20 protein-coding genes and 3 pseudogenes are annotated in these 22,669 nt (G+C 59.2%); 6 read left to right on the top strand and 17 right to left on the bottom strand.

Annotated elements, in window-relative coordinates:
- Window positions 1-382 precede the first annotated feature (382 nt).
- The 3 genes from H0I76_RS11300 to H0I76_RS11290 all read left to right on the top strand — a co-directional run bounded on the left by H0I76_RS11300 (window position 383) and on the right by H0I76_RS11290 (window position 2,454).
- Window positions 383-1,072: a sugar transferase gene (locus H0I76_RS11300; RefSeq protein ID WP_200609967.1), complete on the top strand. Its 690-nt coding sequence runs from the start codon at window positions 383-385 to the stop codon at window positions 1,070-1,072.
- A 480-nt stretch (window positions 1,073-1,552) separates the two neighbouring features.
- A complete protein-coding gene (locus tag H0I76_RS11295) occupies window positions 1,553-2,170 on the top strand; it encodes a hypothetical protein (protein WP_200609966.1) in 618 nt (205 codons plus the stop codon).
- An 11-nt stretch (window positions 2,171-2,181) separates the two neighbouring features.
- Window positions 2,182-2,454 (top strand): HGGxSTG domain-containing protein, encoded by a 273-nt coding sequence (locus H0I76_RS11290; RefSeq protein ID WP_200609965.1) that lies wholly within the window; start codon window positions 2,182-2,184, stop codon window positions 2,452-2,454.
- 1,081 nt (window positions 2,455-3,535) lie between these two features.
- Here the strand turns inward: H0I76_RS11290 and H0I76_RS19790 are convergent.
- The gene (locus H0I76_RS19790) at window positions 3,536-3,781 is read right to left on the bottom strand and encodes a helix-turn-helix domain-containing protein (protein WP_407704267.1); all 246 of its coding nucleotides are present in this window, start codon (window positions 3,779-3,781) and stop codon (window positions 3,536-3,538) included.
- Window positions 3,782-3,823: 42 nt separating this feature from the next.
- Between H0I76_RS19790 and H0I76_RS11285 the strand changes: the two genes are divergently transcribed.
- Together H0I76_RS11285 and H0I76_RS19835 are read left to right on the top strand one after the other, a co-directional pair.
- Window positions 3,824-4,810 (top strand): tyrosine-type recombinase/integrase, encoded by a 987-nt coding sequence (locus tag H0I76_RS11285; RefSeq protein ID WP_325166435.1) that lies wholly within the window; start codon window positions 3,824-3,826, stop codon window positions 4,808-4,810.
- Between the two features lie 219 nt (window positions 4,811-5,029).
- Window positions 5,030-5,227: pseudogene (locus H0I76_RS19835) on the top strand (IS6 family transposase); the annotation flags it as partial.
- Window positions 5,228-5,348: 121 nt separating this feature from the next.
- On the opposite strand, the gene H0I76_RS11280 reads toward H0I76_RS19835, so the two are convergent.
- Window positions 5,349-6,422, bottom strand: coding sequence for a sulfotransferase (locus H0I76_RS11280; RefSeq protein ID WP_200609963.1), 1,074 nt, complete (start codon window positions 6,420-6,422; stop codon window positions 5,349-5,351).
- Between the two features lie 178 nt (window positions 6,423-6,600).
- On the opposite strand from H0I76_RS11280, the gene H0I76_RS11275 reads away from it, so the two are divergent.
- A complete protein-coding gene (locus H0I76_RS11275; protein WP_200609962.1) occupies window positions 6,601-8,019 on the top strand; it encodes an aryl-sulfate sulfotransferase in 1,419 nt (472 codons plus the stop codon).
- Here the strand turns inward: H0I76_RS11275 and H0I76_RS11270 are convergent.
- The 15 genes and pseudogenes from H0I76_RS11270 to H0I76_RS11205 form a co-directional block, all read right to left on the bottom strand.
- Window positions 8,016-8,273 (bottom strand): hypothetical protein, encoded by a 258-nt coding sequence (locus tag H0I76_RS11270; RefSeq protein WP_200609961.1) that lies wholly within the window; start codon window positions 8,271-8,273, stop codon window positions 8,016-8,018. The genes H0I76_RS11275 and H0I76_RS11270 overlap by 4 nt on opposite strands.
- 125 nt (window positions 8,274-8,398) lie before the next feature.
- Window positions 8,399-8,653 carry a hypothetical protein gene (locus tag H0I76_RS11265; RefSeq protein ID WP_200609960.1) on the bottom strand — a complete coding sequence of 85 codons (255 nt, stop codon included), beginning with the start codon at window positions 8,651-8,653 and terminating at the stop codon, window positions 8,399-8,401.
- Between the two features lie 399 nt (window positions 8,654-9,052).
- Window positions 9,053-9,454 carry an acyltransferase family protein gene (locus H0I76_RS19785; protein WP_407704270.1) on the bottom strand — a complete coding sequence of 134 codons (402 nt, stop codon included), beginning with the start codon at window positions 9,452-9,454 and terminating at the stop codon, window positions 9,053-9,055.
- Window positions 9,455-9,512: 58 nt separating this feature from the next.
- Window positions 9,513-10,019, bottom strand: a pseudogene (locus H0I76_RS19780) (acyltransferase family protein); the annotation flags it as partial.
- 1,066 nt (window positions 10,020-11,085) lie between these two features.
- Window positions 11,086-12,294 (bottom strand): glycosyltransferase family 4 protein, encoded by a 1,209-nt coding sequence (locus tag H0I76_RS11255; RefSeq protein ID WP_200609958.1) that lies wholly within the window; start codon window positions 12,292-12,294, stop codon window positions 11,086-11,088.
- On the bottom strand, window positions 12,279-13,460 hold the full coding sequence (locus H0I76_RS19700; RefSeq protein ID WP_200609957.1) for a glycosyltransferase family 4 protein: 1,182 nt from the start codon (window positions 13,458-13,460) through the stop codon (window positions 12,279-12,281). Before H0I76_RS19700 ends, H0I76_RS11255 begins: the two co-directional genes overlap by 16 nt.
- Window positions 13,447-14,688 (bottom strand): O-antigen polymerase, encoded by a 1,242-nt coding sequence (locus H0I76_RS11245; protein WP_200609956.1) that lies wholly within the window; start codon window positions 14,686-14,688, stop codon window positions 13,447-13,449. The genes H0I76_RS19700 and H0I76_RS11245 overlap by 14 nt, the downstream gene beginning before the upstream one ends.
- A gap of 224 nt (window positions 14,689-14,912) precedes the next feature.
- Window positions 14,913-15,848 carry a glycosyltransferase family 4 protein gene (locus tag H0I76_RS11240; RefSeq protein ID WP_200609955.1) on the bottom strand — a complete coding sequence of 312 codons (936 nt, stop codon included), beginning with the start codon at window positions 15,846-15,848 and terminating at the stop codon, window positions 14,913-14,915.
- A gap of 306 nt (window positions 15,849-16,154) precedes the next feature.
- Window positions 16,155-17,087 carry a glycosyltransferase family 2 protein gene (locus tag H0I76_RS11235; RefSeq protein WP_200609954.1) on the bottom strand — a complete coding sequence of 311 codons (933 nt, stop codon included), beginning with the start codon at window positions 17,085-17,087 and terminating at the stop codon, window positions 16,155-16,157.
- A 128-nt stretch (window positions 17,088-17,215) separates the two neighbouring features.
- Window positions 17,216-17,329 (bottom strand): annotated as a pseudogene (locus tag H0I76_RS19435) (sugar O-acetyltransferase); the annotation flags it as partial.
- A 468-nt stretch (window positions 17,330-17,797) separates the two neighbouring features.
- Window positions 17,798-18,718: a glycosyltransferase family 2 protein gene (locus tag H0I76_RS11225; protein ID WP_200609953.1), complete on the bottom strand. Its 921-nt coding sequence runs from the start codon at window positions 18,716-18,718 to the stop codon at window positions 17,798-17,800.
- Window positions 18,715-19,683, bottom strand: coding sequence for a glycosyltransferase family 2 protein (locus H0I76_RS11220; RefSeq protein ID WP_200609952.1), 969 nt, complete (start codon window positions 19,681-19,683; stop codon window positions 18,715-18,717). The genes H0I76_RS11225 and H0I76_RS11220 overlap by 4 nt, the downstream gene beginning before the upstream one ends.
- The gene (locus H0I76_RS11215; RefSeq protein ID WP_200609951.1) at window positions 19,680-20,468 is read right to left on the bottom strand and encodes a sulfotransferase family protein; all 789 of its coding nucleotides are present in this window, start codon (window positions 20,466-20,468) and stop codon (window positions 19,680-19,682) included. The genes H0I76_RS11220 and H0I76_RS11215 overlap by 4 nt, the downstream gene beginning before the upstream one ends.
- Before the next feature lie 162 nt (window positions 20,469-20,630).
- Window positions 20,631-21,686, bottom strand: a complete 1,056-nt coding sequence (locus tag H0I76_RS11210) for a glycosyltransferase (RefSeq protein ID WP_200609950.1) — start codon at window positions 21,684-21,686, stop codon at window positions 20,631-20,633.
- 71 nt (window positions 21,687-21,757) lie between these two features.
- A complete protein-coding gene (locus H0I76_RS11205; protein WP_200609949.1) occupies window positions 21,758-22,651 on the bottom strand; it encodes a hypothetical protein in 894 nt (297 codons plus the stop codon).
- Between the last annotated feature and the right edge of the window lie 18 nt (window positions 22,652-22,669).

The following is a 22,669-nucleotide window of genomic DNA, read 5'->3' as shown; positions in this document are numbered from 1 at the left end:
GCGCAGTTCGAAATCCATTCGTCTGGATTATTTCAACCAATCGAATGGCGACGCCTGCAACGACCGAACAGGGCTGAGCGGTACAGCCAAGACCGCGAGCCATTACTTTTGTGGGCGCCCCCTCTGGCAACTGCCGCACCTGAGTCCCGAGCATCGCCGACGCTCCCGAGAGGCGCCTGGAGAGCGTATGGATGAATGATCAGACGCGAGCAGTATCGGACAGTCATGCAGCGCGGAGCACTGTCTAAGTGGTTTTTGCCCTTACGGAAGCGCCCCTTTGGGTTTGACAAACCTGAGCTTGATCTTGGCGCCGGCGGGCCTCAAACTACACGCGGGGGTGTGAATGGGGTTTTCCGAGTGTGTGAGTTCTTGGAAGCAAACAATGAGCACCAGACCCAGTGACGTTGGTGTGGTTCCGCTGGACGGGACAAAAATCAACGAGTGCATCGGTCCGCTTCCAATCAATGGCGTGCGGGTCCCGGTACCCGCCATTGTCTTCAGCAAACGCGCGGTAGATCTTGCAGCCTCGCTTCTCGCGCTGCCGGCGATTGCGTTGGCAGGGCTCACGCTTATGGCTCTGAACCCCATCTGGAACCCCGGACCGCTTTTCTATCGCCAAGTTCGAATGGGGCGCGACTGCAAACCATTCACGGCGATCAAATTCCGGACGATGCGGTGTACGCCAGCCATCATGCGAGGCCCGAACGATCCCGTGGAGGACGACCGGATCACTCGTCTCGGGGCATTTCTTCGCAAGTCGCGCATCGACGAGTGGCCGCAGTTCCTCAACGTGCTTGCCGGCGACATGAGCCTCATCGGCCCGCGCCCGGACTACTGGGACCACGCGGTGCATTACCTCCAGACCGTGCCGGGATATCGGGAGCGACATGCCATGCGCCCGGGGATTACCGGGCTGGCGCAGGTCGATGACGGATATGCGGAAGGGATCGAATCGACGTTCCGCAAAGTGCGATACGATCTCTTTTACATCGAGCGCACGGGCTTCCGCATGGAAGCCTATATCATCATGCGTACCCTGTCGGTGCTGTTCACGGGCGCAGGGGCGCGCTGAGCGAGCCCGCAGCCAGGCACGGTTCCCCGGTCCGGTGAGCACCTGGCGGCGCGTTACATCGGACAACGTTCGATCCTACGGGCGCGCGGTCCGTAGCAACTCTTTCAATAAGTTTGGGTCACGGATCGCGATGGCGGCGCGATGCCTCCACCAATCCAGGGTCTGCGTCTTGAAGATTCCGTTCGCGTCAGCTCACGCAGCGATCCTTCGAACCTGCTCTCTCTCGAGTCTGACCTGGCGCCGATCAGGGTAGGATGAAATGCGGGCTTGGTGCCCTTGCGATCTATGCAGACCGGCAGGCCGGGAAAAATCCAATGGTGGCTTGTGATATGCGGGGCGTTATCGCGCATGGTTGTTGGGGGGAGGGTAGACACGAAAACTCTTAAAACAACCCCATGCAACGTAGAAATCCGCCATTCATGGCGGGCGAGCTCTCGCGTATGGTGAGGCCCCCTGAAGGTGTCATGGCGGAGCGGGCTGATGGCGAGCAAGAAGAAAGGATCGGGATCCGACGACCCGCATCGTCCCGATGACGCGTCTCCTGACTCCCAGGAGAAAGCGGCTCGGTTGAAGAGACTGCAAGCCGACCTCGGCGAGGCCAATCGGCTTGCACAGATTCTCTGGTTGGGGCCTGATCCCCCCAAGGACGAGATGCATCGCCTGGTCGACGAGGCACTCCAAATCCTGCGTGATATAGCCCCCGAAGGTGAGATCGAGGCCATGCTTGCGAGACAAATGATCGCGACCCATTCCGCGGCGATGGAGTGCTTCCGGCGCGCAATGAACCCAGAGCAGACTTTCGTGGGGCGCGATCAGAATCTCAAGCACGCGGCGAAGCTGGTCTCGATCTACACGAAGCAGCTCGAGGCGCTCGACAAGCATCGCGGCAAGGGCCAGCAGAAAGTCACGGTCGAATACGTGCATGTCGCGCCGGGCGGCCAGGCCGTGGTCGGCAATATCGAGACGGGTGGGGGCAAGCGCCGGCAAGGAGCCCCCTCCCCTGCCCCATCGCAGCCGCGACTCGGTCACAGGGACGATGCCCCGATCGAGATGCCGATCCCGCGAGAGGCTGTCGACGTCGAGCCAAGCGAGGAGTGAGGGGAGGACGCATGCGTGATTCGCATCCCAGGAACACTGGCCCGATGCTCGAGAGCCCGCGCTGCGGTGCGCGCACGCGCAAGGGCACGCCCTGCCAGGCGCCTGCGGTCGCGGGACGGAACCGCTGTCGCATGCATGGCGGCGCGAAGGGCTCCGGCGCGCCCAAGGGCAACAAGAATGCGCTGAAGCATGGCATGTACACCGCCGAGGCGATCGCGGCTCAGAAGAAGTTGCGCGCCCTCATGAAAGAGGTGGAGGACACGCTCAAGGAATTGTCCGACTAGCCAGCCAATCCCTGGTGGGATCTCAGGCACCTTGCATCGTCGCAGAAATCGATCGTTAGCAACTCGAGATCCTGGCCCGCACCTGCCTCTCTGCCACGTTCCCAGCCGTGGGCCTGATTCTCTCTTGGCTCGTGTCACGGAACTGTCATCACCCCGCCACGACTCTCTCTTAGGATCGGACGATCGATAATCAGCATGAAGGCTGGCGTGATGTCGGACGAACCGAAAATGCCAGAGGATCCACCACCAGCAGTGCTGGCCGCGATCGAGGTGCTGAGAGGCCATGACGGATGGGCGTCGGCTGATCTGTACCGTGCGATCCGCCGTGCGCTCCGAGACCCCGCGTCGCGCCCCGGGCCAGCAAGAAAAGCCAATCCGCTGGAAGATCCGCGGCCCCTTCCCAGCGACCCGGACACGCTCCTGAGCTGGTTCTAAGCCGCTGTCCGTGCGAGAGCGGCTTCTGTCGGGCCGGGCTCTCCCCGGGACAGTTCCTCGTGCAATGAGTTCCGCGCTGTGCTCCGCGACGATCCGTGGGGCGTGGCGGTCTCGCATCCGCTCAGTCAAACAGATCAGATCTCCAGATTTTTTAGGCTCGGGGCATCTCCTGAAAGGACCTGCCTTCATGAAATCAATCCAGACACAAGAAGGGCGCCGCACTGCTGCGACGCCCTCATTGTCATCCCCGACGCTTTGTTATGCGTCGCCGATCCGCCTAAGATAATTGGATGCCATATGGGATGGTGGTGTCTATCCCCCGCAGGGCAAGGAAGCTCGCGCTCGGCGCGCCGATTGTCGCCGGGAGTTCAGAGACATCCCGCGAGATCAGCAAGCGGTCGCCGCCTGTCATGCTCATAGCTCATGGGTCGCTGCAGCACTCGGGACGTCTCGATTGTGACCTGTCCGTCATGCTCCGAGATGCTCTGGCCACATACGCGGCGCAACCGTGGTGGCGCAATGTCAGGCCGCGCAGGACTTAAAAAGGCAACGATAGCCCAGCGCGGTTGGCCCCCTTCAGCCCAGCAGCAGATCGGGCGCAGGGCAGCGGTATCTGCTGGCAACGCCAGCGGGCGATGCCCCGCGTTCATTCGTTTCGAACCGGCTTCAGCCGGACCCCAGGCGATTCGACTGGGTCACCGAGGAATTCGATGCCTTGGGCTTCGAGGGCCACCTGGATGCGATCAGCGGTGTCGCGTGACCTGATCTGCGCTGCGCCGCCTGCCTCATATCGCTGGACGGTGGACCAAGCTACATCTGAAATCGAGGCGAGTTCTTTGGCTGAGATTCCGAGCAATGCGCGAGCTGCCCTGATTTGCGCACCAGAGATCATTGACCAACTCTATTAAAATAATATATTCTATTAATATCCTTCATGCACCACCCCAGACGGACCCCCATGCCATCGAGGCGATCGACTATAGAGGGAATCCTTGCGCTTGCAGAGGGCGCTTATGCGCCTCACACGCTCTCAGCGTATCGGGCAGACATGAACATCTTCAAGCGGTGGTGCGACAAACTGGGTAAGCATTGGCTCCCAGCTTCTGCCGAGACGCTCGCAATGTTCGTGGACGAGCAAACCGCAGAGCACAGAGCCTCGACGATCAAACGCCGCATCGCTGCAATCGTCTTTGCCCACCGCATCTGTGATCTTCCGGACCCCACGACAAACAGCCTGGTGCGCCTCGCAGTCCGGCGCGCGACACGCCTCAAGGGCGAGCGGCCCGAGCAGGCACAAGGGCTCACTTATGCAATTCTTGAACAGATGCTCTCTAGGTTGCCAGAAACCCTTGCCGGGCTGCGCGACGCTGCCCTTTTGAGCGTTGGCTACGATACACTTTGCCGAAGCTCGGAGATTGCGCGGATTGAAGTCCGTCACGCCACGTGGAACAGGGACGGCACGGGGCGTCTTCTGGTGCCGCATTCCAAATCAGACGGGTTTGGGCGCGGCCGCATCGCGCATCTCTCTCCGGCATGTTCAGACCGCGTATCCAGATGGCTGAGCGCGGCCTGCATCGCAGATGGGCCAATGTTTCAAGGATTGCATTTGGGCCGGCCCTCGGGGCTGCCGCTGCGAACCTGCTCGATCCGACGTCTGGTCAAGCGCGCGGCGCTGGGCGCTGGCATCCAAGAAGCAATTTCTGAGCGGCTCTCCGGGCATTCTATGCGCGTCGGCGCCGCTCAAGATATGATGGTGAGCGGTTTTGACACTCTCGCGATCATGCAGGCTGGCGGTTGGAAAAAACCTGATGTCGTCTTGCGCTACGTCGAAAACTCCGAGACCAAGAAGCTCCATCAGCGGCGCTGGGCGATGCTAACAAATGAGCCATCGCCATCGCGCAGCGGAGTGCGGGCCGGGTAAGAAAAACTCCGCATATTGCATCCGACAATACTAACAGATGCGACAGCAGAGTGCGTAGCTACACCAATGACACCGTACAAAGATCAAATTGAGTAGATGATCTTGGGAATCCTGATCTGACTGGTCCAGTGTGATTGTTAGTGCGTGATCGGCCTAGTTTCCATCTGGACGACGGTTTCTGGAGCGGGTTGCCAGCACCTCAAGGCACTGTAGGGCCGCAACCGTGTCGAGAAGGCACACCTACCCTTACGACGACGCAAAAGAGCGATGCTCCGGTTCCGGCGAATGCGAAATTTGCAGACCATCGCCGCCGTTCATTCCTCCGTCCACAATCACTTCGATCAGGTACGCAGCCTCTCCAGCAGGGACATCTTCGGGCGCCATCGAACCGCCGCTGTTACCGAATGGCGTCAACTCGGAACGGCCAGAAATGCCACTGCGCCAAACAAACTGAGACTGATTCCAATCCGTCTGACAGCGCCCTCCCGTTCGTTGATCTGATGGAGTGCGAGTTCCTTCGGCGGGGACCACGAAGCCCTCAGGTACTTCCCTCGAAAAGCTCACGGTAGAGTGCCTCAGCCCGGTCGCGCAGGGGTCCGCGGTGCGCCAGCGCTTCCGGAGAGACAGGGGGCGCCGGGCGGAGGTCTTTCGTCAGACGGGCGGCGTGGGACGGGTCCGTCTCGACCAACTCGCAAAGGCAGAGGATTGTGGCGGGATCGCCCGAGACAAAAGACTCGAACCGCACGAGTGACACCGCGTCGCGTCTTTTCAGGACATGCTCGAACGCCGCGATCCAGTAGGCGAGCCAGTAGTCAAGCGCATCGGGCGAAAGCCCAAAGCTCATGTCCCGAAACCCCGGGAACAGAAGCGGACGATGAAGCGCTCCGAATTCGAAATGCCCGATGTCGCTCATATAGCATCGCACGAAAGGATTGTGCCGGTGCAATTCGGTGAAGTTGCGGTGCTGCCTGAGAAGTGACGCCGCCTGAGACAGCGGGTGCCGGACGGGGACGATCACCGTCGCGCCGGGGAAGATCTTCTGTAGAAGGTCGATCCGACCCATGTTCGCGTTGTTTTTCGACAAATATCGACCCGGAGCGCCCCCTGCCGTCCCGCGAAGCGCCACGACCTTGCGAAAGTGCCTCCAAAAGAAGCCCACCGCATCCGGATCGGCATCATTGACTGTCCAAAGCTGGATGCCCGCCGGTTCGTAATGTCCCGGCCAGTAGGCGTGCCAGATCACCTCCTCGAACCCCTCGGGGCTGTCAAAGCCAACCTGGATCCCGTCGCCGTGGGCGCGCTCAGCCAATTCGGACCGTTTTCGAAACGCGCCCGACAGACGGTCCCACAGCAGAGGAGCCATGACGAAAGGCATGTCTCGATAGGTGTGCGTGGCGAACCCGGGCAGATGAGCCAGGAACTTAAGAAGTGCCGTCGTCCCGGCCCTCGGAAGCGAAGTGACGAAGACGGGCGGCGTGTCGGGGACGGCGCCCGTCTTCTGACGGAACAGGCCGTCTTCCACGTCCGACAGCGCGATCTGAAGAACTGGCGCCGCGAAGGCTACCCGATGTACGAGCTTATCGAGCCACGAGTATCTGACGAGATCGTTCAATGGACCTTGGGTGCCTGTCTGTGCGATGCGGGGGGCCTTAGCACCTAAGGTCTCCGCATGGAAATCGGGAAGGCGGGCGTTCGGCCGCCACGAGTCTCCGCGGCGGTTGAACCGATCTAGACCCGGGGTTAATTGTCGTCGCCAATCGAGCTAGCGCAAAAGAGGAACGGCGGGTTTCATGAAGATCATCGGCCCACGCACGATCCCAACCCTTTCGGGCATCCTTTTGTCCTTCATCGCCGGGATGATAGTCGTGCACATCGGCGTCTTTCCCTATCCCCAGGTGAGAAATGCCCTCAAGACGCTCGAAGCCATCGTCGACCACTACGCATCCCGCTCGAAACCCTATGCCGGAAAATGGATTGGATCGGCGGACATCCCAGCGTCTCAGGCGTCCGACCGGCGCTGGACAGTTGTCGATCCGAGCTTTGACCGCCTGCCGGTCTACGTATTCGGCGGAATGAACCATTTCCGCGACCTCTGCCCGGACCTCGGCTGCCTCGCCGTGGAATACGGTTCCGACGGCGCCGTGACGCGCACATGGCCCTACCGCCCCGCCGAGATCTTTGCCGCGGACATGACTGCGGGTGAGTTTCCGAGGGAATACATCGGGTTCGACCCCGTCCGGAATGTCCATCCGATGGGCATCGAAGCCCTTGGAGACGGCAGCCTGATCACGACGTTCCAGTCCGAGGGTGAAGGCATCTTTCCTTTCGGGATGGGCGTGAGCCGCGTCAGCGAAGACGGTGCGCCGGTCTGGACGCGGTTCGACTACACCCACCACTGGCCACGCCTCGATTCCGAGGGTCGGCCGATGGTAGCTGGCATGGCGATCGGGGAGGGTGACATCCGACTGTCGATCGGCGAAGAGCCTGACGAACACAGGACGACGATCCGCTGCGGCAACGGACAGCATCACGTCGACCTCGTCAACACGCTCGGCCCCAATGGCGAGATTGTCGAGTCAATCGACCTTCTCGAACTCTTCCGGTCCTCGAACTGGGCCATGCTTCTGCGCGAAACCACGAATGGATGCGATCCGCTGCATCTCAACTTCATCGACGAGATCGGTCCGGACGCCGGCCCCGGGATCGCGCCGGGCGATCTCATCGTCTCTTTCCGCAACATCTCGCGTTTTGCGGTGCTCGACCGGGACACGAGGACGATCAAGCGCGTGGTGGCGGGGGGCTTCGTGCAGCAGCACTCGGTCCACCATCTGGCAGGAACGCGGTTCCTCGTCTTCGACAACCACGGCGGCGATGAGTTCGGCCCCCCCTCGCGCATCCTAGAGATCGACATAGCCGCCGGTACGGAGCGCAGGGTCTTTCCCATTGACACGACGCCTGAGCCTTGGCGTTTCGTGTTCACAAACAAGGCCGGCCACATCGACATCTCTCCCGACCGACGCCGGGTGATCGCAAGCTTCACCCACGAAGGGCTCGCCTTCGAGGTCGACATCGCCACCGGTCGCCTTATTACGGTCTACGACCACCTTCACGACCTGACCGGCATCGGGGGGCGGCCAGATCCGGACGCCGACAAGGCGACGCGGTTTAGCCTTTACGGGATTAACTACGCCCGGCCCGACCGCCGCTAGCGCCTTTGGATCCAGACGAGCACGAAGAAGAAGAGCGCGGCGCCCGTGATCAAACGGGGTTCGAACAACGTTTTCCATACGGCGCCCATTGTCGCGAAACCCACAAGATCGGCCAGCCACACCGCCGCCGCCGGAATCGCGAAGACCGCCACCGAAACCGCCGTGATTATCCCAAATTGGGCTAAGAGGATCAGCGCGCTCCGCCGTGCAGTGCGCTCCTTCGTGTCGTCATCGAGCGCGGGGTCGCGAAGCACCCTAGCCGCGTTAGACATGAGCGCAATACAAAGTCTGAACCGCTGAACTAGCCCAGAGACCGAAAATGCTGCCGCTAAAAGGAAGATCGCGGCGATCGCGACCGCATAGGGAGCTAGGCCTGCAGTCATTCTCCGGAGCCAGAGTCCTTGGAAAGCTCCGCCGGGGCTGCCTTGCGCCGACGGATTAGGCGCTTCACCGGATACCAGACCAGCCCAAACACGGCGAGCACGATCGCCCCCAGAAGCGCGAGGAGCGACCCAATCGCCGAGATGCCCGCGCCTGGGCCGATGTAGGCCATCGCCGGCACGGGCAATAGGATCGCGACGATAACGAGTGGCAAGCGGTGCACGGCTAATCTCCGTTCGATGATGGCGCGCAAGAACGTTGCTCCGGTCGAGATCGAGGGCGCCGCATGCGCCAACGCTGATCCCAAGTAGACGTCAGTGAGCAGACCCCACTAAGTGGTCCAGTCTCATTGTTAGTGCATGGCCGATCTCTGGTCCATTGCGACGGCAGTTTCCGGGGCGGGCGGGCGCGATCCCAGAGAAATGTGAGGCTGACACCATGAAGAAAAAGAAGACCGAGACCGAGACCATTCGCATCGACCCGGGTGATCTGGCGCTAGGTCACGGCCGCCTTAAGAGTTTTGGCGGGTCCGTTTGCGATCATTGGAACGAGATTCTAGTCAAGCAAGTCGGCGAGGCGCTCTGGCTCCACCCTCCCGACCCGAAGACGCAGGAGCAAGTTCAGGCCGCAGTCCAAAGCGGTCGCTCGACTCCTATTGGTTCGCGGACCGCAGTAGTCGAGACGGGAACCGGTCGCCAAGCTTTCGCAGCCACGCGTGGCAGGGTCGTTCGATCAACCGGTTGGCCAATTCGGCAAGGACAAGGGTCACCGCAATCTTGGGGGCAAGTGTTGCCCATCTCGACGCATCGCCCAGCATTTCGTCCACGATCCACTGGGCATGCCGGTGGAGTAGATAGACCCCGAAGGAAATTTCGCCGAGCCAAACGAATACCGGCCGGCTGAGGATGCGATTGCCAAAGCAGTCCCGGCCCAAAATCGTTGATGCCAAGAGCGCGGTGCAGATCCCGATCGAAATGAGGTCCAGATAGACCCAACGGGGGGTGTAGAGGAAAGGCATGACCACATAGGCCGCGAGGTAGGCTGCGGCGCACAGCGACGGCGAGGGCCGCCACCGGCTGCCAGGCGTGATCCAACCGCGCGGTGAGGCTGGCGGTCAGAACCCCGAGCAGGAAGATGTGAAGGTAGCCGAAAATGCTGATCCGGGTGGCGTCGGTGCCGATCCAAAGCGCGATCGCCGTCGCCAGCACGAGCAGCGGCAAAACGGCGATTAGCGCGGAGGGTAGGCGCGACCGAAGTGCCCAGACGAGAATGAACAGGATGTAGAACTGGAATTCTGTCGAGATGGTCCAGACCGTGGCGGCAGAGCCCACGAGGGCTAGGTGCTTCGGTACCTCGTCGGGGTCGAGACCGAAGACATGAGCCGAGGTAAAGGCGTTGAGCACGCTGGTGCAGATGATCACGACCGCGAACAGCGGATAGACCCGCGCGAACCGGGCCACTACGTAGCGCCAGACATTCGCGCCGGTGAACGCCTGCTCAGTATAAAGCTTGCCGATCAGGAAACCGCTCAGCACGAAGAACAGCACGACGCCGAGGGCCGGCGCTCCTCCAGGCGCGAAATGGCCGAATACCACCGTGAGCGCAGCAACCCCCCGCATCCCGTGCAGCGGCTTGATCATCTTGCCTGAATACATGCCCCGCAGGCTGCACAGTCGGGCATTTTGCGTCAATCAAGACCATCCGTCGCATGCCTGCGAGCAGGAATTGCTCTGCAGCTTGCCCTATGGGCTGGCCGTTTGTGCCAGTCCGGTCTCCTCGACCTAGAGAACCGCGACCGATTTCTCCGCGGCCGCTTTGGGCTCAACGCGGTCATCTGACAAGAGCACTCAGATGACTGCTTTTTCCCGCATTGCGGTCGTTTGCGCCCTTTGATGTGAGGTTTGCGTCCGGCTCCGCTCACATTTTGCCGCGCTTGCATACTTCGGGGCGTGTCGCGTCCATGGACTACCGACCAGCAAATGAACCACTAGAATTTGTGCCCGAACGGAGCGTGAGTGTCCGCAGGCGAGGCGTCGGTTCTCTCTCTGCCCGGAAGCTCCGGGCTCGCGGCAGTAGCGGCGGCCGCCACAGGCCTAGAAAGGAGAGCAAGGATGACGAGGACCACAATCTAAATCCTCAAGGCTGCTCGGCTTCACGGCCTTCTGATCCAGCCACTCCTTCCGGCAAGACCTCACGCGAAATCTGGCCGCAGAGCACTCTGGCGGTATGGCCGCAAAAGGGCGGGAGGTGGTGCCACCAGGGCCCGCGAATCAGCGGCATTGTACGGCGCTTTCGAGCACGACGTGCGCGCCGACGTTGTGGCATATATTCCCAGATCGCAGATGTGCACGAGAATTATCCCGATTTAGAAAAAGCAAAAATTAAATTCCGGCGACAACTTGATCTGGCCAACGAACGTTCGCGAGTAAGCTAGCCGCCTAGAAGATTTGGGCGTGTGGGTGACTGGGTCCATGACTCATTACCTATGAAGTTCTTACACGGAAATCGCTGCAAAAAAGGAATGACAAACCGACGACCTCACGCCCGCGTCACCAACCATACTGAGCCGCCAACCGAGGCATCCATTCATAAAACGATCTAAGGCTTTTCGTTTCCGTTCATCCCTTTAAAAACTGGGAGTCGTTGGGCTGGAGACTCTGCATACACAAAACTCTAGCAGTCCTTTCAACAAGTGATACTTCGTTGGTAAAGGTTGAGGGTCTCCCGAGCCATCCTGCTGACACTATAGCTTTCTGATGCTTTTTCGCGAGCGGCCTCTCCCAGTGAGCGGCGCAATGCCTCATTACGCGCCAGACTGCAAAAGGCGTTAGACCAAACACTTTTCGCCGAAGTGGAAAGAATCAGACCATCGCGTCCATGTGCGATTGCCTCGACGATGCCGTCTGCATCGCTTGCACAGATCGCGAGTCCAGCATGCATTGCTTCGAGCAGTGCGAGAGGCAATCCCTCAAAGCGGGACGGCATGGCGAAGATGTCAAGACCGGCCATGCGAAAACGCGCGTCATCCCGCCAGCCTTCCACAATGACACGGTCAACCAACCCCTTCTTTCTCGCACGCATCTCGATGGTCGACCGAAAAGATCCATCGCCGATCCAGACAAATTTCAGGTTTGGCAGCGCTTCCGCCGCGCCAGAGAAAGCATCGAAAAGTAATGTAGGGTTTTTCTGAGGCTCTATTCGACCGACTGCTCCAACGACCACGTCCTCGTCTAGCACTCCCCAATCTTGTCGGGCATTTTTTCGCGCGGTGCGAAGGGCATGAGCGTCAACGCTGGGGACTGCCGGATGAATGGCCGAGATGTCGAGAGTGCTCAACTTCGAGCGCTCGCGCATGGTCGAGGCCGCCGCGTCAGAGACACAGATGATCCGCGGCTGTAGCGCTGAAAGGACAAATCCGGCAAGAGAGTCTCGCAACCACCCCAGCCGAGCACCCAAACCCGCAGCAGAATGGGTGATGTGGATGGTCGAAACGATAGGTTTCCCGCTATCATGTGCGGCCAACAAGAGGTCGAGGCCATCTTCAGCGACTTGTTGGTTTACATGCACGAGGTCTGCATCCGATTGATCGATGAACTTCCGGACACGGCGTCGTTGCCGAACGTCGAGCACAGCGCCGAACGGGCGAGAGAGCCGTCGGTAGGTGTTGGTCAATGGAAGCCGCAGGACCGACGCCGTACAAGAGATCTCTCTGGCGAGTTGATCCATGGTGGGGTCATCGCTGAGAAGGAGTTTGACGTTGCATCCCGCTTGGCCGAGCCCCGCGGCCAGATAGCGCAGATAAATCTCGCCTCCGCCCTGCGAACCGGAACTGGAGGAAATAAGAAGAACTTTCAGCGCGCAAACCTCCACTAGCCGGATTAATGTTCGTCGCACCCGGCGCAAATCGTGTCAGTCAGAATCTTCCAACGTCTTGCCGCCTTGTCCAAACTCCATTGTGCTCTTCGTCCACGTGATGCTGCCGCCAACTCTTCGCGCAAATCAGCATCCTCGGCCATAACGAGGAGCGCCTTGCAAAGGGAGGTTCGATCGCCTGCCTGTGCGATCAGTCCATTCACTCCATCCGTGACCAGATCATGCGCTGCGCCGACCGCATCGCTGGCAATTATCGGCAAACCAGCTCCAAGAGCCTCATTGAGGACGACGCCCCACCCATCGTAGCGGCTGGGCAGAACAAAAACATCGGCCGCAGCGAACTCTTCGGGTAGCTTTGCGGGTTCGACATGCCCGGCGAAGACGATCCGATCGCCGAAATTAGCTGTCCGTTCCGCGAGGACGGTCCGCATCGGGCCATCGCCAAGGATCCTGAGCTCGACGTCTTTCTCATCGCTAGCCGCATCCATGAATGCCTCTATCAAGACATCGACACCTTTTCTCGGGATCAACTGGCCGCTGAAAAGAAATCGGACACGTCCGCGCGCTCGCGGCGGCGCCCGGTCGGATGCAATACGAAATCTCTCGAGATCGCAGAAATACGGCATGTTAAAGACGGGTACGCGTGGGAAGAGTCGCTCGTATTCGCTCGCCGCGCGCGAGCCGATGGCAAGAATGGCGCTCGCTCGCAAGATCGGTTCCTGAAGTCGTGAGCGAAGCCATCTCCCGAGTGTTCCACGCTCGACTGCATTCGGTCTCTCACCCCAGTAGACCCAGGGACGGCCCTCTCCACTCAGTCGCCGCATGGCGATTTGCGCCGTTGGAGATGAGTAATCGCTGATGACGACGAGATCGGCGCAGACATCTCGCAGGCGGCGGAAGATGGCAGGATTGAACCTGCCGGCTGCCCCATGTCTCGAGAGCTGAATTCCCGGGAGGATCGTCTCGTAAGGCTTCAGCCGCACCGGTCTCCACTGGCGGTCCGTCGCCGAGCCAGCGAAGTAGTCGACCATGATATCGCAGCACCCCGATGCGTCCAGCGCCTCGAACGTCTCTCGCTGATAGGGCGACGGCATTACGGTGAGGAAGTGGAGCTTCATTACGTTAGGAAGCGCGCCCTGTTGGAAACCCGGTCTGGCGCTGGCATCGAGCACTTCAAAGGTGGTCACGTCCGGATCCGGATCCACGCACGATCTCCCTTCGCGGCCGCAGAGCGCGGCTGTTTTTTACTCTTCTGAGCCAGACCCGGCCGACGAGCCAGAGCGCCAGCGTCGGCAGCAGCGCGGGCGCCACCTGAAGAACACTGCGCATGGAAAGTGCGGCGGCGAAGAAGCCGGAACAATATAGGATGAGCCCGTAGTTTGAGCTCACTTGTTTCCCGAGGCGGTCCCAGTTGCCCGCGGTCGCGCCAAGGAGCAGCCCACTCACAATGACCGCGAAGAGGCCGCCAGCCATGTAGGCTTCACCGACGAATGTCGCGGACAGTGTGAGCCCGTCAACTCCAAGCGCCTCTTCGATACCGATGCTCAATCCCTCAGGCTTGCCGGGCCATAACGCGCGAGGGATCGGCAGTATCATCATCCAGTACGGAATTTCGAGACCGAGATAGTCGAAGCGGGAGGGAAATACTTCGGTCAGCTTGCAGATATTGATCAGGTTGAGATCGACGAAAAGCGTCTCGCTCTCGAACTCCTCAAAATCGAAACGGGACAGACCAATGCCCCGGAAGGCGAGCATGTAATTCATCCCGAGCCCACCGATCATTGCAACGACCGCGCCGAACGATAGGAGATGCAGCGTCTTGAGATCCGGTCGGGCCAGGATGAAAGCGCCGGCAAATGTGAGCAAATGGATCAGAAACACGCTTCTGGTTCCGCTCGCAAACCCCTTAAACAAGGTAACGGCGAAGATCAAAATCACGAACAAATGCGTAAAAGTACCGAATGAGCGAAATCGGGCGAAAATCAAGCCTGCGAGGGGTGGGATGAGGAAGATGAGGAGGCCAACCTCGGTGAGAAGGGTGTTCCACCCGCCCAAGCGACTGCGGGACCATGCTTGCCGGAACCTCGGTAAGGCCATCTGACGAATAGCCTCCGGAACGTCGAAATTGACGGCGAGCAGTATGTGCAGGTAGCCGAATAAGGCGATCACGAAAAACAACTGGGCGAACAGTCGTGGGGAGACATCATACTGCGGCCCGAAGACGGAGCTCGGCGCCACTTTTACAAGCATATGACGTCCCAAGGCCAGCGCGAAAAAACCCCAGAGACTTGCGATCGTGCCGTTTCGGGCGGCCTCCGTTGACAGTCCAAGCGCGAACGACTGCTGCGGGAAGAGGAACTCCAAAAAGATGAGCCCGTAGAGTGCAACGAGCATCAGGTTGTCGGCGCGGACCATTTGTCTGAGTCCGGCTCGTCCCTCCTGCAACAGTGCAAGTGCAAGAGCGCCCCCGAAGATCTGTGCCGTTTCGGTAAAGATTAGGTCAGCGCTCGACTGGGCTCCGACATACAGGATTAGGAATGACGCCGTGGAGCAAATGATGCCGGTTGAGAGCGCCATCAGCTGGCGGGCTTGACGGGCACTTCGTTCTGGCCACGGACGGGCTTGCGACCGGTTCACGTTCATCCAATCAGGCTTAGCGCTACAGCAACGTCTTCGAGCGACTGGCGCTCACCCGGCGCCACGGCAGCTGAAGCGTGCGGGAGCCAGCTGGGATTATCGATGCACCACTCGATAGCGCTCACGATCGCGCGAGCACTACCCGGCTCCATCACAATGCCGGAGACACCATCATCGATCACAGCACCGCACCGCGGTGTAACAAGGAGAGGCAGCCGCCATGCGCGCGCCTCAAGTTGCGTGATGCCGAAACCATCGGACAATGTCGGGAAGAGCATCACGTCGGCGTCACGGTAGAAGCAGTCTACCGCTTTCCGAGGAACGCTGCCATGCCAGACGATGTTCCCACAATTGGTCGCGCCAGGCGACCAAGAGAGCTGGTTTGGTCCGACGACATGGAACTCGACCGGGGCCTCCGACAGGGCGCGCGCGGCGTCAAGGAGCGGGCCAAGGCCCTTTCTGAGATTCACCAGCCCTAGAAACAGAACACGGAGCGGCCGGTTCTTGTCAAAGCGTTCCGGATAGAATCGTCGGAAGCCAGAGGAGTTGGCCGGTGGATCATAGGCGAGGGGAATAACCTTGAGACGGTCCGCCGATACGCCCGTAGCTCGCAACGCGGATGCCGACCAGAGGGAGTTCACCACGATGGTGTCGGCCAGTTCGAGCTCCCTACGCCACCCCGCCCAATAGGCTTCCGGAGCCCGTCTCCAATCGGCAGCAAGCTCCGGGTAACGCCGCGCTTCCTCTTCGACGAGGTCTTCCTCGAAGATGCCGGGATCGATCTGGCCAAGGATCGTGCGCCAGCCGCGAGCCCGGGCGAATTCGAAGATCTGTTCTGCAGCGTAGCTGTAGGCAAAGATCGCGACTTGTTCTCTGCGGAAATCGAGGCCCTCGAGAGAACTGATCGCGCGCGCCTGAAACCACGCGTTACGCGCCATGATTTCCCTCCAGCCGCTGAGCCCGGTTATAAGTGAGCGTGCCTCACGGAGCGTCGCAAGAAAGCCGTGTGAAATTACAGCGGCCTCCGAGAGGTCACCATGGAACCGCGCAGCTAGGCCCGCCCGCAGGAGACTAAGAGGTCCAAGATGGGGCGCCCAAACATCTGTCACTAGCGCACGAAGCAGACCGCGCTGCTCCAGAGACCGGGCGATACAATAGTCTTCTCGGGATCCGATTTGGCAGACGATGAAGCCTCCCTTGCGCAAAGGGCCGCCTGTTTCTCTTTGACGCAATAGACGCGGCTCCTAACGATCCTGCCTATCCGGGGCTCGTCCGCGTGGCATCGAGTCTGCAAGGCGGGGCGCCACCTCAGAGAACGTGAGCGCGCCGGACGTACGCAACTGCCTAAAGAGCTGGTAGGTTTCCCGACGCACAGGGCAACGGCCACCGAGGGCGCGAAGAGCATGCCACCAGCCATCCCCGATGCCGCGAAGCATTGCCCCCCGCTCGGTTGCGCTCATGGCTGCCCGCAACCCGTTCACGGTAGTGGCCAGCATGTGGAGAACGGCTAGCTCCGCCGGCACATTGTTGGCCGCGAAGAGAAGGTCATTACGACGGCCAAAGTAATGCATCCTGTCGAGGTCGCGGAACGGTGACTCGTGGTGGATAATCGGATCGGCATTGCTCAACCGGACGACAAAACCCGAGTCCAGCAGGCGAATGCAAAAGTCCGTTTCTTCACCCTGATGTATGAGATCGCCCCGGAACCCGCCTACCTTCAGGAAGCACTGCCTCCTGACGGCATATGCCGTGCCAATGAACGTGTCGGAAACCCAGATGTCTCTGTCGTCGGGTGGTCTATTCTGTACCTCCCCGCCTTTCCGCGGCTCGATAAGAGGAATGGAGAGCGCACCAATGCGGCTTTCGCTGAAATCAGCTAGAGCCTGTTCAACAACATGGGGGGTCGAGAACTCGGCATCATCATCAATTGAGAATATCACATCGAAGCTCGCCAGCGCAGCCGCTTCGTTCCTGCGTAACACACAACCCCGCGATTCTTCGTGTCGGATGAAACCAACCTCAGGAAACTCCCGGAGAACCATCGATGCCGTTTGATCTGTCGATGCGTCGTCTACGACGATGATCTGAGGCTTTGCCGTCTGACTGAGACATGATGCGATAGCCTTGCGAAGGTCATTGCACCTGTTCTTCGAGACGATTACGACAGTTGCGGTCATCAGCCCGTGATGAGTTTAAGAAACGCCGGAGAATGCTTGGCACCTTCCTCGCAGTGCGTGCCTGTGACGGGAACAGACATCAACGCCTTGACCCAGTCTGGCTCGCAGGCACGCCCATTACTTTCTGTTTAGGCTCCACGTTTTTTTGTCACGACGCTTCTCGCACCGATAACCGCCCCGACGCCAATCGTAACGCCCTTCAGGATGGTTACGCCCGCACCAATCCAGACATCCGAGCCAATTTGCACTGGCTGCGACACCAGTGCCTAGTCGGCAATCAGTTTCGCTGCACTCATGCCGTGGTAGTGATCAGCTATGGAGCTGGCTGGACCGATCATGCAGTTCGCGCCTCCCTCCATCAACTCCGAGGCGTCAATAAAAACTCGGCGATTGACGTAACAACTCCGTCCGATCCTGATTCGCGGTCTTTTTTTTCGAGCCCGGTTGAGAGGAGTGTGACGCTGGCTTCCATCGCGACGCCCTCCCCTATCTCGACATCCAAAGAATTTCTCGGGATGTGGATCGCAAAGAGACGGGTGTCCTTTCCGATTCTCGCGCCACGGAGACTTAGCCATGCGATCCGACTCCTCGCCCCCCAAAGACGCGGGATACCGCAGGACGCGTTTGGCGATTTCATTCGGCATGGGTCGGCGTCACCTGTGCGGGTGGTACGTCGGCCGGCCACCTGGCTCCGGCTGCCCCGCGCACGCTCAGCCGTGCGCGATTCTTCGGACGGCCGCAGCCCCGATGATCAATGCTGCACCGGCCAAGAACTTGAACCTCATTTCACGCGCCTGCCAGCCTGCCGTAGCCTTGTAGAGAGCCCAGGCCTCCAGAAACTGCCCCGACCGGGCCGCACTGAGGACGACAGGGCGAACGTGCCGACCGATGATCGAGCGCCGCTGAGCTGCACGTTCCCTGCCGCCCGGATAACCTCCCTGGAGTTCGGTACCCACCAAGTGGCGCATACCGGCGTAAGACTGAGCTAGAGAGGCCGTCTCGTTCGAGCCGTGTATGCGATGGAACACCGTGATCGGGGATAGCACCTGGACGAAACCACGTGCGTCTCCCAACCGCAGGGCGAGGTCGTGATCCTCAGCGTTCATACGTTTCTCGCGAAATCCCGTGATATCTTCGAAAACCGCGCGTTCCACGACCATCATGCCGGCGCCCGCAAAATAACCTTCCTGACATGCGTCGAGAAAGCACGCACGATGATCGATAGCGAATGCAGCCCTTTCGCCCCACGCAAGCTGCTCGACGTTCTCAAAGTCTGCAAAGTTCCCGAAAATTACGGAACAGGCATCACATCTGGCAAGTGCCCGTGCATAGGTCTCGAGCGCCCACGGCGTCCATAGGTCGTCACTATCGAGGAAGGCGAGGTAGCGGCCGCACGCGACGGACGCCCCTTTGTTTCTCGCTGCACCGGGACCAGCATTGGCTTGCCGGACCGGGTGTACGCCCGGGACCTCCGACGCGAGGTAATCCGATGTGCCGTCTGTTGAGCCGTCATCGACAACGATCAGTTCAAAGTCCTGAAACGTTTGCGCACGTACTGACGCAATACACTCCTGTAGGAAAGAAAGCCTGTTAAATGAGGGGATAATTACTGAGAAGAACGGCGCGCTCATCTTGGATCAATCGACATAAAGCTTCTCTTCATCCAAGCAGCGCGCTCGGCCACCTCGAAACCGAAGGTTCGGTAGAAGAACTGGTAGGTGGGCGGTGCGGCCGGCCCATCTGGTCGAAAAGCGTTACCGCCGCCTCTGATCGTTGCCGCAATAGATCGCGCCTCCGCCCGGTCTGCGGGCCATGCGCTACGCGCCAATTCGAAGCGCGCCTGATTGATCGCCCATTGCCGTTCCGGAGTCAGTCCACCGGTAGCCTCAAGATGGGCCTCGAGCCGTGCCGCGATCTTGAGGCGCTCGCGGCGGACAAGAGGCATATCCTGGGTCGAGAGGGTTCCCGTCTCGAACCGCCGGTACACAGCTCCAACGAAATTCGTGAAGGTGAACTTCTTCCCGGCCATGAGGAGTCGCAGATATAGTTCGTGTTCCTGACAGCACGGCTGGTCTTTCCGCCAGCCACCAACATCAAGCAGCGCGCTCCTCCGCCAGAGTGGCCCTCCGGTTTGAGGGAGCTCCCAAAGCGCCAACATGCGCCAAGAGTCCACACTGCCCTGAAACCTATGAGCCGGCATGATTTCTCGCGTGCGAACCGCCCCGCGCCTCAAATGTTCAACCTCAACAGGCCCAACCAATACATCAACGTTTGGCTCGGACTGAACCACTTCGAGGTTTGACCGCAATTTATCAGGCGCCAGTTTGTCGTCGGCATCAAGATACTGAAGCCACTCACCTCGCGCTAGCTCGAGCAGCCGGTTGCGAGCCATGGCCGCACCTTGGTTCAAGCTACTCTCGAAGCGAATGCGATCGCCGAAGCTACGAATGATCTCTGGGCTAGAGTCAACCGAGCCGTCGTCGAATACGATGATCTCGCTATCAGACCATGTCTGCGCCAGCGCGCTCTCAATGGAATCTCCCACGCAGTGCTCAGCATTGAAACATGGGATGAGAATGGAGACCGCCGGCTTCAAATCAGCCCCCAAATGCTCACATCAAAGCCATAAGCATCGTGCAGCCGCCGCACATCCGCACGCAAAGCCTCTACAACATCGGAACGCTGTGCTTCTGTGAGGCGAAAGGCCGTTTCGGCATCCTCTTTTGGACGGGCGTTAAGAGGAGGCAATTCTCTTAAATTGACATTAGGATCGATCTCAAGGCGCATGAAGATCTCTCTTATAATCGTCGTCGGGTCAGACTTTAGACGCTCGAATGCAACAGTGATTACTGGTATCTCAGGAAAAGCCGAGCGGTAAGCGTCGAGCTGTTCGGCATAACGCGAAACGGCAAGCTGATGGGTGAGCTCTGGCAATGCGCCATCCGGCAACGGCATTATCTCTCCGGCTGCAATGTTATGAGAAATATGGCTTTCAAGTCGCTCAACAGGATGGCGCAAAATATATACGAAATGTTTGCGACCCGGCAATTCAGTCAAGCGGCGCGCAACGTCTGGAAAGGCTGGCTGTTTACTGTAACCAGTTGAAGCTTCAAGCGCGATTTGCCGGCGAAATGGCCGAGGAAACCATTGCCGAAAATACGGATCCAGGCTGGACGGTGGCTTACTTTTTGAAAAAAACTCTGGCTCCTTGCCAAAATGATTCCTTGCGATTGCCGGATGCTGTGACAAATATTCATATAATGTTGTCGTTCCACTCTTCATTGCGCCTATAATAAAGCAAAATTCAGTAATTCTAGGCGTCCAGAAACCAAGTTTCATGTTAGCTTTTGCCAACTTTTCGATACCATGACCGGCGATCAAGTTAAGCCACTCCCAGCGTCAATTGCAGCAATGAAATACCCATGAACGCCCGCACCACAGATAAGCGGCAGGTGTCCTGTACCAGAGGAGCATGACCCGACGAGCACAAGGCGCCTAAGGACCTCCGGATCGAGGCATGAGTGAAGGACTCTTCGCTTCTGTTCAGCCATCAAAAGAACTCGTAGCGCGATTGCATGCAGCCACCATTGCGACTAAGTGGCGGCGGCCGCTACTCACCCAGTCCGACAGAACAACATTTTTCTCCAACGCGTCCGCCTTGGTCGCGTCGACAAGCCTGCTGGCGAGTGCCACAGTGCACGTCTGCGCTCCCCCCGTGGCCCCCCACTCCGGCTCATGTGTCCCATCTTCGGATAGCGTGGTCACCACCGCACAGCCATAAGTCTGTGCGAGTACCAAGCTCCCAGACGTAAGTGACCGCTCGAAAGGCAGCACAACCGTATCGGCCGCAGAGAAGAAGGTCGGCACTTGGTCATCAGGAACCCGCTTAAGCCAAAGATGTACGCCAGGCAGCCCCTCTGCCGCTTTTCTGATTTCTTCCTCATGGAGAGCATCCAGCGGACGGCCCGCGATCATGAGGGTGTTTCGCTGCAGTTCGGGCGAACCGTCCCAGGCCGACAGAAGAGCCATCACACCCTTGTATGGACGCACCATCCCGAAGAAGAGAAACACATGGCCTTCTGCCAAAAGACCAAGTTCTTGGCGCGCTTCCTTCATCGGGATTCGGGGGCCGTAGGCATCTCGATAATGCCCGTGCGGGATAACGTGAATGCCCTCTTCGGAGAAGCGGTACTTGTCGGCCACCAAGTGACGCGCGCGCTCGCTGTGAACAATGATGACATCTGCGAGCCGCGCGAGACGCTTCCGGGTCCAGATTTCGATCTTGGGATGCGTCTGCTCATGGCCCACAAGGTTGTGAACCGTCCACACGACCTTGACACCAGCACTCCGAACGAGCAGCAGATCGAGAAGCAGCTTTGCCGCATAGATGGCTTTTGTCGCCGCATACTTGCCCTTGAGGTAGGGCTCGAGCCAATGCAGGTGGAGGACATCAGGTAGCGGGCCTAGCCGGGGAAGCATCCTGCGCAACGGAAACACGCGGCGATAACCACTTGGGAACTGGACACTGGCACCGAGTTTCACGAGCGCCTCGACCAGAAGATTCTGATAAGGGTTGTCGGCGCGGTAATCCGGCGTCATCAGAACTCTGAGCCCCGTCCGCCCGTTCGATGAGGTGTCGTGTTGCGCGTCGTCCGCGTCGAATTCACAACTCACTTCAAGAGCCTTGGTACAAGAGCGCGCATACCTTCAGAATACATGAGATGGCGCACGGCACCCACATAGTGTCGGAAAGGGCGGCCAGCCAAACCCGGTTCGAGATAGACCCGATAGTCATCCGGAAGGAGTTCCACACCGAACCGAGTGCTACAGAGCGCGAAGAGCGTTTGCTCGATCCGCCAAAAATGCCCGTCGAGCATCCCCGGGATGGACAGGAACTCCTCCAGCCAGTCTAAGCGCAGGCTGTCTGGGTAAACTACGCCGAAGCCGCTGTTCAAATTCGTGATTACCTCACCACAGTGCTCTTGAATTTCACGCAGAGGTACAGCATAGGCGGTCCCCACATCTTCATTGAAGACATTTCTCTCGTCATCTCCACTCTCAATATGAGCAATCCACGCCGTCGGCGGATCGAAAAACAACAAGTCACTATCAAAGAGCGCAATCCTTTGCCCGCGTAGAAAGTGCCGGAAGTCGAAGATCTTTCGCGCCAGCGTATTGCGAGACCGGAACGTGTAGCACTTCGGGTGCTCTCGAAGGGTTGGGAGCACCGCATCATCCGCCTCTACTGCCGTGATGATTCGCGCGTCTGGAAAGATATATTGAAGGTCTTGAACTGCATCGCAGGAAAGTGTCGAATCTCCGTGGATTGAAAGCAAAAAGCGGCGCGGACTCACCGCATAAAAGCTCTTAAGCGTCCAAACAAGATTCATCCAGTCCGTCGCAGAGGTGAGGACATGGATCTCCGCTTCACTCTCATGAAGGCCTATCACAGGAGGCGTATTTAAAATCTTTGGCCTCACTATATCTCGATAAAAAAATACCGTTAGCCCATCTCCAAACTTTCTACGCCCTCTCAAAATTAAGGATCCGAGTGTCATATTCATGATCTTTTCATAAACGAT

The organism is Thermohalobaculum xanthum, from assembly GCF_016623495.1.
In the GTDB taxonomy this organism is placed as follows: domain Bacteria; phylum Pseudomonadota; class Alphaproteobacteria; order Rhodobacterales; family Rhodobacteraceae; genus Thermohalobaculum; species Thermohalobaculum xanthum.
The sequence above is the reverse complement of the archived record's forward strand: the minus strand, read 5'-3'. Positions and strand labels throughout refer to the sequence as shown.